We start from the raw sequence: 14,481 nt of genomic DNA, 5'->3' as shown, positions 1-14,481 counted from the left end.
GATGATTAATAATGGTAAAGGTACTATATAACGGAGATATTCAAGAAGAGGTTTTACAAGGAAAGAAAATCGCAGTAATCGGATATGGCTCTCAAGGTCATGCTCATGCTCTTAACTTAAAAGAAAGCGGCTTTGATGTAGTAGTTGGTTTACGCGGAGGAAAATCATGGGATAAAGCTGTTGAAGATGGATTAGACGTTCGCACTGTTGCAGAAGCAACTGCAGCTGCAGAGGTAGTAATGGTTCTTCTTCCAGATGAAATGCAGCCAAAAGTTTACGAAGAAAGTATCAAACCTAATCTTGAAGCTGGAAATGCTTTAGTATTTGCACATGGTTTTAACGTTCACTTCAGCCAAATCGTTCCTCCTGCTGATGTTGACGTATTCCTAGTAGCTCCTAAAGGTCCAGGACATCTAGTTCGCCGTACTTTTACAGAAGGTGCTGGAGTTCCTGCTCTATATGCGGTTTATCAAGACTACACTGGTCAAGCACGTGATGTTGCTCTTGCATATGCAAAAGGAATTGGCTCTGCTCGTGCCGGAGTATTGGAAACTACTTTCCAAGAAGAAACAGAAACAGATTTATTCGGAGAACAAGCAGTTCTTTGCGGCGGTACTACTGCCCTAATCAAAGCGGGCTTCGAAACACTAGTAGAAGCTGGATATCAGCCTGAAGTTGCCTATTTCGAGTGTTTACATGAATTGAAATTAATCGTTGACCTTTTATACGAAGGTGGCTTAGAGAACATGCGTTATTCTATCTCCGACACTGCTCAATGGGGAGATTTCGTTTCTGGACCACGTGTAGTTAACGAAGATACAAAAGCACGCATGAAAGAAGTATTAAAAGACATCCAAACTGGTAAATTTGCTCAGGGCTGGATCTTAGAGAATCAAACAAACCGCCCACAATTCAACGCGATTAATCGTGCTGAAAACAATCACCAAATTGAACAAGTAGGCCGTGAGCTTCGTGCATTAATGCCGTTTATTAAAAACAAACCAGTAAATGCAAAGAAGGAAGTGGTGGTAAATGGTTCACGTTAACATCTTCGATACGACATTACGCGATGGCGAACAGTCCCCAGGTGTGAATTTAAACCAGCTGGAAAAATTGGAAATCGCAAGACAACTTGAACGGTTTGGGGTTGATATTATGGAGGCCGGCTTTCCGGCTTCCTCCCAAGGCGATTTTGAAGCAGTAAGAGCAATCGCCCGAAATATTAAAAACGTATCAGTCACAGGCCTGGCAAGAGCGACGAAATCAGACATTGACATTGCGTGGGATGCGTTAAAAGATGCAGCAGAACCAAGGTTGCATGTATTCCTTGCCACCTCCCCTATCCATATGCAGTATAAATTGATGAAAACACCTGAGGAAGTTACACAAATTGCGGTTGACATGGTGTCTTATGCAAAACGGAACTTCCCGCATATTGAATGGTCAGCGGAAGATGCATCCCGCTCTGACCTGGATTTCCTTGTTCAAATTATTACGAAGGTCATTGATGCCGGTGCGACAGTCATTAATCTTCCTGATACAGTCGGTTACACCACACCGGAAGAATATGGACGCATGTTCCGCTATATCCGGGAGAACGTCCCAAATATTCATAAAGCCGCATTATCTTGTCATTGTCATGATGATTTAGGAATGGCGGTTGCGAATTCGTTAGCAGCGATCGAAAACGGTGTAACTCAAGTTGAAGGTACGATTAATGGAATTGGAGAACGTGCAGGAAATGCCTCTTTAGAGGAAATTGCAGTTGCCTTAAACATTCGCAAAGATAAGTATCCTTATACTACGAATTTAGTATTAAAAGAAATTAAACGCACAAGTGACCTTGTTAGCCGCTTTACAGGTATGATTGTTCCACCTAATAAGGCCGTGGTTGGAAAGAATGCTTTCGCTCATGAATCAGGAATCCATCAGGATGGCGTCTTAAAAAATACATTAACCTATGAGATTATTACCCCTGAATTAGTTGGGGTCAAATCAAATGATTTAGTTCTAGGCAAACATTCCGGCCGTCATGCCTTCAAAGATAAAATTGAGCAGATGGGCTTTGAATTACCGGATGAAAAATTGATTGAAGCCTTTACTGCTTTTAAACAGTTAACCGATCGTAAAAAAGAAGTAACAGATGAGGATCTTTTTGCAATTTTAACTGATATTCAAACAACAGCTGTTGATATCAAAAAATATGAACTAGTTGCCTTCCAAGTCCATTACGGCTCAGCCAACTTGCCGACAGCGACGGTGGCATTAACCACTCCAGAAGGTATTCGAGTCGAGACGGCCCGTACAGGTTCGGGTAGTGTTGAAGCTTTAATGAACACTTTGGAAGCACTAATTAAAGAAGAAATCCATCTTACTGATTTTAGATTAAGTTCGATTGGTCAGGGACGGGATGCACTTGCTGAGGTTCATGTCAAAATGACCGTGAACGGTACTCCTGTAACTGGACGCGGTTCCGCACAAGACGTACTGGAAGCTTCTGCAAAGTCATTCTTAAACGCTGTTAATCGTGTATTTTTCAACCAAAATACAGCTGTAAAAGAAACGGTAGTCTAATAGAGCACAAACAATAAATGAGGAGGTTGCTTCTAATGAAAAAACGTATTGTCTTACTTCCCGGTGATGGCATTGGCAAGGAAGTTATTAACTCAGCAAAAGATGTGTTAAATGCAATTGCTGAAGAATACAATCATACTTTTAGCTTTGAAACCCATGAAATCGGAGGAGCAGCCATAGACCTTTACGGCACTCCCCTTCCGGAAACAACCGTTGATGCTTGTAAACAAGCCGATGCGGTATTGCTTGGTGCTGTTGGCGGACCAAAATGGGATAACAATCCCTCCCATTTACGCCCTGAACGAGGCCTGCTAGGAATCCGTAAGGCACTTGATTTATATGCAAACTTAAGGCCGATTAAAGGATTTAAAAACCTTCTTCATGCCTCACCTTTAAAGGAAGAAGTAGTATCTGGAAGCGACCTCCTTATCGTACGTGAATTAACTGGCGGCCTTTATTTCGGAACACCAAGTGAACGTCGTGATAACGGAAACTCCGTTGTAGACACGCTTGTCTATTCCCGTCAAGAGATTGAAAGAATTGTCGATAAAGGTTTTCAAGCAGCTCAGAAAAGGCGCGGTCATCTTACTTCGGTGGATAAAGCAAATGTACTGGAGTCTAGCAAACTATGGCGCGAAATAGTTGAAGAGAAAAAAGCTCAGTACCCAGATGTAGCTGTGGAACATGTATTAGTTGATGCTGCCGCTATGAAACTAATCACGAACCCAAGCCAGTTTGATGTCATCGTTACCGAGAATCTATTCGGCGACATCCTAAGTGATGAGGCTTCAGTTATTACGGGATCACTTGGGATGCTCCCTTCCGCCAGCTTAAATGAAAATGGTGTCGGCCTATATGAACCTGTTCACGGCTCCGCTCCTGACATCGCTGGTAAAGGTGTTGCCAATCCCGTTGCGATGATATTATCAGCAGCAATGATGCTAAGATACTCTTTTCAATTAAATGACGAGGCTAAAGTGATTGAAGATGCTGTTCAATCGGTTTTAGATGCCGGCTTCCATACAGGTGACCTTCAAGTTCCAGATGGACGTCTTGTGGGAACAGCAGAAATGACGAAACGGATTGCAGATTATATCAAATCACAAAATGCTTCGAAATGCATCGCCAGCTGTTATTTTTAAATAAAATTGGTGGGTAAACCGTCTGTTTTGCGGTTTACCCCTAAATTTATCCAAAGTATTAAAATTCATTTACGTGAGGAAGGACGCTATGCAAACACCAAAAAATATTATCCAAAAGATTTGGGAAAAGCATGTAGTACATCAAGAAGACGGAAAGCCCGATTTATTATATATCGATCTACACCTTGTTCACGAAGTAACCTCTCCTCAGGCATTTGAGGGTTTACGAATGAATGGTCGTAAAGTACGCCGCCCGGACCTTACCTTTGCGACGATGGACCATAATGTTCCAACCCGCCAACGTCTTGTAATCAATGACCCTGTTTCAAAAAATCAAATTGATACCTTACAACAAAATTGTCAGGATTTCGGGGTTCCACTTGCTGATATTCATCACCCAGATAACGGGATTGTCCATGTAATCGGACCTGAACTTGGACTTACTCAGCCTGGCAAAACCATTGTGTGCGGTGATAGTCATACCTCTACACACGGAGCATTTGGTGCGCTCGCTTTTGGGATTGGTACAAGCGAGGTTGAGCATGTTCTTGCAACCCAAACCCTTTGGCAGGCACCGCCAAAAACCTTAAATGTCAAGGTCAACGGAAAACTAGGTACTGGTGTTACCGCTAAAGACTTAATTCTTGCCATCATCGGTAAATTCGGTGTCCAATTTGGAACAGGTTATGTGATGGAGTACACAGGTGAAGCCATCCGTTCTCTATCGATGGAGGAACGAATGACAGTTTGTAACATGTCGATTGAAGCAGGTGCTAGAGCTGGTCTCATTACACCAGATGAAACGACTTTTGAATACTTACGGGGCAGACGTCATGTACCTCAAGGAGAAGCATTTGAACAAGCTGTTGCTGAATGGAAGACTCTAGCTTCTGATGAAGGGGCAGCCTATGACTTGGTTGTTGAGATTGAAGCAGCCGAAGTTGAACCACAAGTAACCTGGGGAACAAATCCAGGAATGTGTATTCCGATTACGGCAAATGTTCCAAATCCAGAAGAAACTGAGAAACCTAGTGAAAAGGACGAGATCCAGCGTGCGCTTGAATACATGGGCCTTGAAGCTGGACAGCCAATTTCCAATGTAAAAATTGATCATGTTTTTATCGGTTCTTGTACGAATTCTCGCTTAAGCGACCTACGAAGTGCAGCTGAGGTTATCCGTGGCAAGAAGGTTAACCCTTCCGTAACTGCCATCGTTGTTCCTGGTTCGTTTAGTGTCAAATTAGCCGCGGAAAAAGAAGGTTTGGATAAGGTCTTTACAGAAGCTGGATTTGAGTGGCGTGAAGCCGGCTGTAGTATGTGCCTAGCAATGAACGATGATATTGTTCCATCAGGGGAACGCTGCGCCTCCACTTCTAACCGAAATTTTGAAGGCCGCCAGGGGAACGGTGCCAGAACCCATCTTGTCAGCCCTGAAATGGCAGCCGCTGCCGCTATTGCAGGTCACTTCGTAGATGTCCGACAATTTGCTGCTGCACAGGAGGTAAGATAGACTATGGAACCATTAAAAATTCATCAAGGCCTTGTTTATCCATTAAACCGTTCTAACATTGATACAGACCAAATTATCCCGAAGCAATTTTTAAAGCGGATTGAACGCAGTGGTTTTGGCCAATTCCTTTTTTATCATTGGCGTTTTGATGATGAAGGGAATCTTCGACCAGATTTCTCATTAAACGATCCGAAATATAAAGACGCTTCAATTATCGTTGCCGGTGAAAACTTTGGCTGCGGATCTTCACGTGAGCATGCTCCGTGGGCGGTTCAAGATTTTGGCTTTAAAATCGTCATTGCCCCAAGTTTTGCAGACATTTTTAAAAACAATTGTGTAAAAAATGGGATTCTCCCAATTCAGGCTAGTAATGAACAAGTTCAGTACATGATTAGAAAGGCTGAATCTGAAAATTATCAATTAACCGTCGACCTTGAAAATCAGGTGGTCTATGATAACGAAGGTTTCAAAGCTTCTTTCGATATTGCTCCATACCCTAAAGTCATGCTGCTAAATGGCTGGGATGAGATTGGTGTTACTTTAACCTACGAGGATAAAATTCAGCAATATGAACTTGCGCGTAAATAAACATAAAAAATGAGCCTGGAATCCCAGGCTCATTTTTTATTGGTTGTCACAGCTCGTTTAAAATATTTCTATTCTCAGATTCTTCGTTAAAGGTCAAGACCTCATCAACCGGTTCGTATGATTCACCGTAAAAATAATGATCTTTATAGGTGTGAATCATATCATATGTTTTTCTCATGGATTCAAAAATCATTTCTTCTGATTCTTCATTAGGAGCCCAGTAGAGGATTTCCATCTTATTAACCTCGTTTGTCGCTAATGATTTTCTTTCATATCCGATAGAAACGGCGTGCTCAAATTTTTCACGTTTATAAAAATGCAGCCGTTTTTCGGAATCGCTATCTTCATAGTTGACTGGTTCTACTTCCAGGATAATGGGTTTTCCTTTTTGCTTTAACTTTTCTAAAAGTTTATGGCCAAGTCCCTGGCCACGTGCATTTTTTGAAACAAATAGATAATCAATAAACACAAAATTGTCTAATTCCACATACATCAAAACATGATTTGGCCCCTCATCTTTATGATAGATGTTTGAACGTTCTTTCAGTAAGGTTTCCATGTGAGCCCTTGATTTCATTTCCTCAACAGGAAAATACTGATTCAACTTTTCATACCAATGCATGGAAACGCTCCTTCATGTGCTACTTAGATTTCATTAAAACTCAGGTAATTGATCAAGATTATTTTCTTTGATACCATCTGGTTCACTACGGATAATGTCTCGACCATATTTGTGAAAGACATCGACATGAGCGATTTTTCCAGCTTTTGCATCATTCAAAGCCGAAATATAGTCTAACTCGCGTCCCGTGCTTGTTTTAAAAGCAATAATATCGCCATCAGCGTTTTTCCTAACGGACACGAATTCTTCTTTACCATCAGGGTTACTGTTCCCTGCTTCAATTTGAGCCTGCTGCTGACTATCTTGCTTGTACTCTTCATAAATTTTTTCATAATCTTTTTGTTCCATTGCTTCCACCTCCGAACATTTGTTAGTATTTTTCTTTTTAAATAAATTATCCTTGCTTAGGAAAGTTTCAAAATTTCTTAAACTGAACAATTGAGCTTTCCTACCCTAGAAAGGCACGGTTTTTCAATATAAAACATTAGGCGTTAAGAAGGTTTGATTATGATTTTTTGCATACTCATCAAAATTACTAATAAATAACGAATAATGGATATTGCCTTCATCATTATAATTATTAACTAATGCCTTGGTATCTCTGCTTTTAGTCTGTAGATATTGAATAAAACCTTCCACATATTTTATACGCCATTCCAAATAACTTATTAAATGTTGATGGGTTTTATCTAAATTCTTATCTGGTAATGGATAGTCACTTGCGATTTCATATGCCTGGAAGAATGCCTTTCTTGTTTGATGATATTGTTTAATGGTAGAGGTATCATTTGAATCTTTTAATGCCTGATCAATGGGTAAGGCAATTTCTTCTGTATACCATCTATAATAGTGATTGTATGGAGTAACTTCTCTCGGTTGAAATGCAGAAAAAAAAACTAAGAGTAGTAAAAAAGCCACAAGAATATACCCTTTCCTCCCCATCCCGTCAATCCCCCTCAACTACATTTTCTCAATTATATGAATAAGCAAGTCAATTAAGACTTACATGGGTTGCGATGCCTGACACCTCTTTTACATTTTTCAAAATTAATACTAGGAGATAGACGACAATGATATTTAGTATAATAACTAGCGCAACAACTGCAGGGCTTATTTTAACTCCAGCTTGAATTTGAAGAAGGACCATTGCAGTAAGTGCATTTATTGCATTCTATATCCCTATCCACATTCTTTCTGTTCACAAAAAATCAGAACTTCGAAAAACTGTTTATATGAAAAAAAGGACCAATACCTTGGCACTTAAGAAAATTCTTTATACCTGTTAATATGCTCATTACTTAACTCTTCAGAATTTAAACTTCTGAGGAAACTGTTTGATGATTCCAACATTTGTAAAGTTATGCGACTGTACTGACTACAGTATGCTTTCATTATTTTGAAGCATACTATACAAAGCACTGTGATTTAATTAACGTTTAAGATGAAAAAGGGATGGTGTAAGATGAAGAAGCAGCTTCCACCTGGCCAATTCGAAACAGAAAAATGGCCAATACTGCACAAAGGGGATGTTCCCGAGTTTAATGAAACCACATGGAATTTCAGACTTTTTGGTGAGGTAAAGGAAGAAAAGTCCTTATCCTATAAAGAAATCATGGAGCTTCCGAAGACCATATCAAGTGTTAACATGCATTGTGTTACCACCTGGTCTAAATTTGATACCACTTTTGAAGGAATTGCACTTAGAGAGTTATTGAAATTTGTTGAAATTAATGAAGGTGTAAAATATATTAAAATTTACGGTTACTACAATGGGGACAGATTTGGTTATTCTGCAAACCTACCGCTAGAGCCTTTATTAGGGGACGATTCTTTGTTTGTATACCGTTGGAAGGATAAAAATCATGATTGGCATGATATTGATCAAAAACATGGTTATCCACTAAGGTTTATTCCACCAGAAATATTTTATCTATGGAAAGGCTCAAAGTGGGTTTCTGGGATTGAGTTTATGAAAGTAGACAAGGCTGGTTTTTGGGAAGAGCTTGGCTATTCGATGACAGCAAATCCATTTAAAGAAGAGCGGTACCGTTAACACATGCTACGAAACAAAAAGGTGGGTAAGAAATACATAAACTTAGTTATTCGAAAAAAGGTTAAGTAAGGAAGATTTAGCAAATCCTAAGTAGAAGGAGGATTTGAAATGAAATTTACTATCCGTATTTTCTTCAGGGAAAACTTTAATAATTCAGTATTTGAAAGAGAGCTAAAAAAATCCTTAGAGGAAATTAGTGTATCTGTTACAAGTATTAATTTTAATCAATTTGAAGAAAAATACATACATAATAAAAGGAATATTATTGAGATAAATGTTGAAGTTAAAGGGGACTATATCGATTACAGAACCGTTTTTGGTTGTGTATTTTTAGTATTAGATGAACTTTCTTTAAATTTATCTGGATTAGATATAAATGAATAATAGATACTGCAATTAACACCATTATTAATTGAAAAATACATTTTTTAGGCAAAAAGAACAGGCTTCTAGGCTTGTTCTTTTTGTTTAGATATAGGAATAAAGTTTCATTCATTTTTAAATCGTTATAATGGCAATAATACTAATGCTGTGGGAAACACATTTTCTAATACATATTTTCACAATACATAAAAATAAGTTGCTTCCCTTTAATATTTCGAGGGTTTAAATTCTAAATTCTATATCCTTACAATGTGTATGTTTATCTTGGAAAAATTTATAATTTTGCTCTATAGAATCGGTTGATTTTTCCACAAAATTCCTCTGTTTTATAATTATTTAATTGACCTACTAGTTACTGGTGGTTCATTAAACCAACCTTTTTTAACCAATAGTTTAAACCCTTTTTCTGAAAAACTTTGGACTTGTTCAATTAATTCACTTAGTATTTTGACATGATTCTTCTTATAACTAGATACAGCAGCGTTTTGTAAATTTATTATTCCAATAGGATTTAAAAACATTATTAGATTCGTTGTTAACTTATCTGAAAATGGTGATTCATGGACCCTATGAACGAAGCTCTCTAGTCCAGTTGTAGTACTAACTCCGTTTTCCCTGAAAATATCGGATAAAGTAGCAGCTTGATGAAATGCTAATTTCTTGCCATCATTAATTAATTCCTTTGACTCTTTATCTTTTACCAAATCAGCAAAAACAGTGCATAGAGCAACACCAACATTATTGCATTGAAGTGCACTGGACATATGTGCTAATTCTACCGCATTAAGTGGCCTCAATTGAGTAGATATAACCTTAAACAGTTTACCCTCTCTTTCATGTGCTTTCATGTATAAAAATGGACTGTTTTGTAACAAGTTCTTTTCTTTTAATAAAACTAAAAGAGATTCATCAATTTGAATCATTTTAGTGAGGAGTTCACTAAAGAATTTCTTTACATTTATATCCGCTAGTTCTGCATATTGAGAAGCGAGAATCCGCATCCCATTTCCGGTAATATGCTTAAGAATTTCAATAATTAATTGATCGGTAAAAAGCTTTACTGAGGAGTTATATAAATCAACTTCACTGAAAAATGGCGTTTCATTATAACCGCTGTCATTTAATAACTTTGTAGCCTCTTTTTCTTGAAATGTAGATAATGAATTGATTTCATCTAAGACACTTCTCAAATCTTTATCCTCAGCAGTGTCAATAAGATTTTTTAAAAAAATATTAACCATATTCGAACTTGATTGTAGATACCAAAGAAAGCCGAACTCATTTACGTTCATACAAAAGGCTCCTTCATTATTTATTTTCTCTTATTAGAATGACAAAAATATTGGTAATTATTCACGGTATATTTCTAATTAATACATTTAGTCTCAATCTCAAACTTTATTAATTATTGTAATTTATATAATTTAATTAGAGTTTCTGCTAAAAGAATACTTCAATAGCTTATTTAATGATTTTCATTAGTAAAAGGCCTATCCAAATTCCTGGTATCACGCACAAAATTGGTAACCATATTGGACCAATTAAAAATCCGAATATCTTGAAAGTTGATGAATATATACACCCCACTGTTACAAAGAAAGCACAAAAAACGAATGGTAAATAAGAATATTTTCTATTTCCTCCACCAGCATCTTTATAAGCATCCCACATGGCAAAAAAGTATAAACAAGGGTAAAACATTATCCATAAGTAATCAGTTTGAGCAATGGCTTTTTCGATTTCTCCATGAAAACTAGAAATTATAACAACATTAAAATTGGCATTTACATTTATAAAGAATTCTAAAAATACAAAAACAATACCTTTTATTAGTTTGCCATTTAAAAATTGACCAAAGCCAGGAAGAGCAATACTCCATAGTAATACTTCTTTTGAGTTAGCCACCTAATTCAAGCTCCTTACCAAGTTTCGTATAATGTGATTATCTCAATTGTAAAAAAGACTCACACTAATTATTATTCATTAAAAACTTAATTAGTTTTTTAGTGTGGAAATAAAATTTAATATTACACCAACGTAACCTTAGAATGTCCTGCTTAACATAAAAAATGTGATGAAAAGTACAGTGATGGCATCACATTTCTAAATATTAATAAACAGAGTTATCCAATAAAAAGACGTGCTTCTATCAACTGTTTTTCCTCATTATAGATGCAGTTCCTGTCCCCATCGCTTGTGAGAATACCGGTCTGGTCATCCGTGTATGCCTCACACAATACCTGACTAATTTAGGAGTATTTGATATTGATATAACTATTTTAATTATATTGGGCTGTATATTAGCTTTAATGCTTTAAAATTTTTTCGTAACCTAACTCCCTCAAAAATAGTGAAATATTTTTAGCAACCCTAATTGATACTTATATTGTTGCTAAAAAAGGGTTGCATACCCGGTTCGTCCTTTTCCTAGAATTTTTAAAACTAACATCATTTATGATGTATTGTTATTCCCAATTTTAACTGTAATATAAAGAAATTAGATAAATTAAAGGGTAAGCTAAATAATTAGGGCTGCCAACTCTGACAGCTTTTTTTAGTAAAGTAACGCGGAGTGGACAAAAAGAGTTAAAAATCCAGTCCTATCTTTTATAGCACTTGACTGATATATTGCATTTAACTAAATACAAGGGGAAGTCTAACTGCCCCTTTTTATTCATGAAATTTAGTTTTAAAAAACCAGTTGTGAAAAGCTTGTGTTAAGTAATCAGTTATCCAAATTGTTATAAAACTCCAATACCAAGTCCATTTTTTATATTTAATTAATTTTGTATATTTCACTGCAACTATTTCAAAGATGACTATTACAGAAGTACTAATAAAGCAATGCAGGGTTTTTAAAAGGTTAGATTTATTTTTTGGATAGTACAAACTAAATAAAGCGCACAGTCCAGGATATATAAAGTATTCAAATGAAAAAGAAGCTTTATTTGCTTTTTTGAAAAATAAGCGATATGGATAGGAAATTAAGTTTTTTTCTACCACTAGTAATCCAAAAATCCATGTTAGTGCTTGTTTAAATAAAAATACAACTAGTGTTTCACGAATTTTATTTTTTGGTGTAAATTTTATTAATAATAATGACACAATTATCCAGGATGAAATTTCAATAGTTTTCTCTGCTTTATATTTCATTAATTATCCTCCTTTAATAAATAGTTTTTACTTATAGAATTGATTAATTCAATTTTTGTTTAAGGTAAATTTATAATACGAAGATAATATGAAATAAAACAGTAAGGGATATTAAGCTAAGCGTTGATTCAAGAAGGATTAACGATGTTAATGTATAGTGCTCCTCTGTTTGTAAAACCAATTTACATCCATTTGGGAAATTCAAATGGCAAGAGAACCACATAATGTCCTTTTGGGGTGTGAAATGATTGCTTTATTTAGAGAAAAACCATGATCCAAGAAGGAACGCCGCAATCCTTGCCGAAATTAACAACCAATTTGATTTAACAAAGGCTATTCAAGAAACCGAACAACTTTTTAATCAAATCCGAGTGAGTAAAACCTCTCATCGTGGAAAGAATGGAAATCATTCTATAGGAACTCTTGCGCAAAAAATGGCAGCAGGCTTTTATCGCTTTTTATCCACCTATACACCTTCCGATTCACGTGGAAAGGTTAAAATAGATAAGGCTGGAGACGTTGTACCAGATTGGAAAGATCTGTTGGACAATGAATTCATTCATTTAGAAAATAATGTGGAGAAAGTAGTCAATGTAGTGGATTATGGGGCAGTTGGCGATGGTAAAACGGATAACACCCTTGCATTTAAAAAAGCGATTGGCAACGGAAAAGTTAAGGTAATGGTACCGGCTGGCGTCTTTATCACAAAGGGAATCCAACTCCCCTCCTTTACTATGCTTGTCGGGGCAGGAAAAGGCATAACGACCATTAAACTGCATGATTCAGCAAAAAAAGGCACTCGGCTGGTAACAAACGCAAACCATTGGAAAGGTAACACCCATCTTTTTGTTGGGGCACTATGTTTAGACTGGAATGTGGAAAGGCTTGGCAATGTGGCTAAAACAAGTACTTGGGGGAACCACTCAAGCTGTTTAACATATGCAAATGTTACCTATGGCTGGGTTAAGGACGTTGAGGCGATGAATCCAGGCCTTCATTGCTTCGATATTTCATCGACTTTGTACAATTATGCGGGAGACGGTTTTCGCGCCCGCGGCGGAAGCAAGTATGTCTGGCTGGATAACTTAAACGGCTATGGCTTCGGCGATGATGGTATCACCACTCATCACAGTGATTATATCTACATCTCACGCTGCCACATGTGTGATCCGAGTGGCCGGGCCCACAAGAAGGGATTTTCCAACTCCAACGGGATTGAAGTCGATGATGGTTCCAGAAATGTAGTGTTAGTTAATAATTCTTCGTCTAGATGCTTTGGCGGGGTAGAAATTAAAGCACACGAAAATTCTTCAGCGGCTTCCAATGTCCATATTATCGGGCATATTTCCGTCAATGATAACCGCTCATTTAATTTTCGCCATATTGGACACCACAAAAGTACAGAGGCAAAATCGCAAACAGCCTACAATATTTGTGCTACGAATCTTATAGCGATCGCGCCAGTATTTACTGAGTTATATAAGGACTCAACACCGCGCGGAATGGTAGTCTCCGCTTATCAAAATGTCGTGATTAATCAGTTTACTTTAATCGGTGATCCCAATTATGACTACAAAGGCCACCCAGTTATTGCTGTTCAGTACCGGGCCAGGAACGTCATATTAAAGAATATATCGTTCAAGGATTTTAAAAAAGCAGGGACCGATATTAAAGTTTTCGGCGGAGAGAATCACGCCGATTCTATACAAATTTGTAATGTAATGAGCAAAAATTCTGCACCAAAAGTGATCAACGTCGGATCAGGAATCGAAGATGTTACAATTGAAAATACAAAAAGCGTCCACAACTATTTGTGACGCTTTTCTTCTTTTTCAATAGTCATTTCATCGACCAGTTTTTCGGCTACCTTACGATATAAATTACTCATATGAACGAGTGAAGAGATCATTAATACCTGCTCAAGATCCTGTGAATTTCCTTGATCAACCTCAGATATTTCTTTTTTAACCTCCATTACCCTTTCCTCAATGTCTCCTTTAAAATCTTCAACATTTTGGCGGGTTAAATTCAGATAGCCGGTATAAAAAGAATCGAGTTCTATCTCTTCATTGATAATTTTTTGATTGATCCCCGCAAGGGTAGCTTTAATATCATTGATCGAAAGTGCCCCTTTTAGTTGGTATATCAGACTCATCAGGATGAGATGCTCCTTTGAATATTTCTTATTATGGATTGGAAAAATGAGTTTTCCTTTCGCGTAATTGTTGATCATCGTTTTGGTGAGGACCTTGTCGTCTTCATTCCGCTTTGTTTCCAAGAATTTATTTTCAAATAATTGGATTACCTGATCCATATATAAATCGATCTTTGGTATTTCCTCTAGGGTTAAACTTGCTTCTAGGCCGAGCTGTTCAATAATTTGATTGATATTTTTCAATTTAAAAACCCCGTTCATTTGCTTAATATTTTTTATTATACCTAAACAGATATCCAT

At 37.1% G+C, this 14,481-nt stretch carries 15 protein-coding genes; 8 read left to right on the top strand and 7 right to left on the bottom strand.

Features of this window, described 5'->3' with window-relative positions; all coding sequences use genetic code 11:
• Positions 1-11: 11 nt before the first annotated feature.
• The 5 genes from ilvC (at position 12) to leuD (ending at position 5,814) form a co-directional block, all read left to right on the top strand.
• Positions 12-1,046, top strand: coding sequence for a ketol-acid reductoisomerase (ilvC, locus tag QNH17_RS04640; RefSeq protein ID WP_283877633.1), 1,035 nt, complete (start codon positions 12-14; stop codon positions 1,044-1,046).
• A complete protein-coding gene (locus QNH17_RS04635) occupies positions 1,033-2,574 on the top strand; it encodes a 2-isopropylmalate synthase (protein ID WP_283877632.1) in 1,542 nt (513 codons plus the stop codon). Before ilvC ends, QNH17_RS04635 begins: the two co-directional genes overlap by 14 nt.
• Before the next feature lie 35 nt (positions 2,575-2,609).
• On the top strand, positions 2,610-3,716 hold the full coding sequence (gene leuB / locus QNH17_RS04630) for a 3-isopropylmalate dehydrogenase (protein ID WP_283877631.1): 1,107 nt from the start codon (positions 2,610-2,612) through the stop codon (positions 3,714-3,716).
• 88 nt (positions 3,717-3,804) lie between these two features.
• Positions 3,805-5,226, top strand: a complete 1,422-nt coding sequence (gene leuC / locus QNH17_RS04625; RefSeq protein WP_283877630.1) for a 3-isopropylmalate dehydratase large subunit — start codon at positions 3,805-3,807, stop codon at positions 5,224-5,226.
• Positions 5,227-5,229: 3 nt separating this feature from the next.
• The gene (leuD, locus tag QNH17_RS04620; RefSeq protein ID WP_283877629.1) at positions 5,230-5,814 is read left to right on the top strand and encodes a 3-isopropylmalate dehydratase small subunit; all 585 of its coding nucleotides are present in this window, start codon (positions 5,230-5,232) and stop codon (positions 5,812-5,814) included.
• A 46-nt stretch (positions 5,815-5,860) separates the two neighbouring features.
• Here the strand turns inward: leuD and QNH17_RS04615 are convergent, their stop codons facing one another.
• The 3 genes from QNH17_RS04615 to QNH17_RS04605 all read right to left on the bottom strand — a co-directional run bounded on the left by QNH17_RS04615 (position 5,861) and on the right by QNH17_RS04605 (position 7,378).
• Entirely contained in the window at positions 5,861-6,436 is a 576-nt protein-coding gene (locus QNH17_RS04615) for a GNAT family N-acetyltransferase (protein WP_283877628.1), read from the bottom strand.
• A 33-nt stretch (positions 6,437-6,469) separates the two neighbouring features.
• Entirely contained in the window at positions 6,470-6,784 is a 315-nt protein-coding gene (locus QNH17_RS04610) for a DUF3892 domain-containing protein (RefSeq protein ID WP_283877627.1), read from the bottom strand.
• Between the two features lie 123 nt (positions 6,785-6,907).
• On the bottom strand, positions 6,908-7,378 hold the full coding sequence (locus QNH17_RS04605) for a hypothetical protein (protein ID WP_283877626.1): 471 nt from the start codon (positions 7,376-7,378) through the stop codon (positions 6,908-6,910).
• A gap of 520 nt (positions 7,379-7,898) precedes the next feature.
• On the opposite strand from QNH17_RS04605, the gene QNH17_RS04600 reads away from it, so the two are divergent.
• Together QNH17_RS04600 and QNH17_RS04595 are read left to right on the top strand one after the other, a co-directional pair.
• Complete coding sequence (locus tag QNH17_RS04600; protein WP_283877625.1) at positions 7,899-8,489, top strand: molybdopterin-dependent oxidoreductase; 591 nt, start codon at positions 7,899-7,901, stop codon at positions 8,487-8,489.
• 108 nt (positions 8,490-8,597) lie between these two features.
• Positions 8,598-8,873: a hypothetical protein gene (locus QNH17_RS04595; RefSeq protein WP_283877624.1), complete on the top strand. Its 276-nt coding sequence runs from the start codon at positions 8,598-8,600 to the stop codon at positions 8,871-8,873.
• 332 nt (positions 8,874-9,205) lie between these two features.
• Here the strand turns inward: QNH17_RS04595 and QNH17_RS04590 are convergent, their stop codons facing one another.
• The 3 genes from QNH17_RS04590 to QNH17_RS04580 form a co-directional block, all read right to left on the bottom strand.
• Positions 9,206-10,165 carry a DUF3231 family protein gene (locus tag QNH17_RS04590; protein ID WP_283877623.1) on the bottom strand — a complete coding sequence of 320 codons (960 nt, stop codon included), beginning with the start codon at positions 10,163-10,165 and terminating at the stop codon, positions 9,206-9,208.
• Between the two features lie 169 nt (positions 10,166-10,334).
• Positions 10,335-10,778, bottom strand: coding sequence for a hypothetical protein (locus QNH17_RS04585; RefSeq protein ID WP_283877622.1), 444 nt, complete (start codon positions 10,776-10,778; stop codon positions 10,335-10,337).
• Positions 10,779-11,543: 765 nt separating this feature from the next.
• Positions 11,544-12,026, bottom strand: a complete 483-nt coding sequence (locus QNH17_RS04580; RefSeq protein ID WP_283877621.1) for a CBO0543 family protein — start codon at positions 12,024-12,026, stop codon at positions 11,544-11,546.
• 248 nt (positions 12,027-12,274) lie between these two features.
• Between QNH17_RS04580 and QNH17_RS04575 the strand changes: the two genes are divergently transcribed.
• Positions 12,275-13,843: a glycosyl hydrolase family 28-related protein gene (locus QNH17_RS04575; protein WP_283877620.1), complete on the top strand. Its 1,569-nt coding sequence runs from the start codon at positions 12,275-12,277 to the stop codon at positions 13,841-13,843.
• On the opposite strand, the gene QNH17_RS04570 is transcribed toward QNH17_RS04575, so the two are convergent.
• A complete protein-coding gene (locus QNH17_RS04570; RefSeq protein WP_283877619.1) occupies positions 13,834-14,424 on the bottom strand; it encodes a DUF1836 domain-containing protein in 591 nt (196 codons plus the stop codon). The genes QNH17_RS04575 and QNH17_RS04570 overlap by 10 nt on opposite strands.
• Positions 14,425-14,481: the final 57 nt, after the last annotated feature.

Source organism: Neobacillus sp. SuZ13 (assembly GCF_030123365.1).
In the GTDB taxonomy this organism is placed as follows: domain Bacteria; phylum Bacillota; class Bacilli; order Bacillales; family Cytobacillaceae; genus Neobacillus.
The sequence above is the reverse complement of the archived record's forward strand: the minus strand, read 5'-3'. Positions and strand labels throughout refer to the sequence as shown.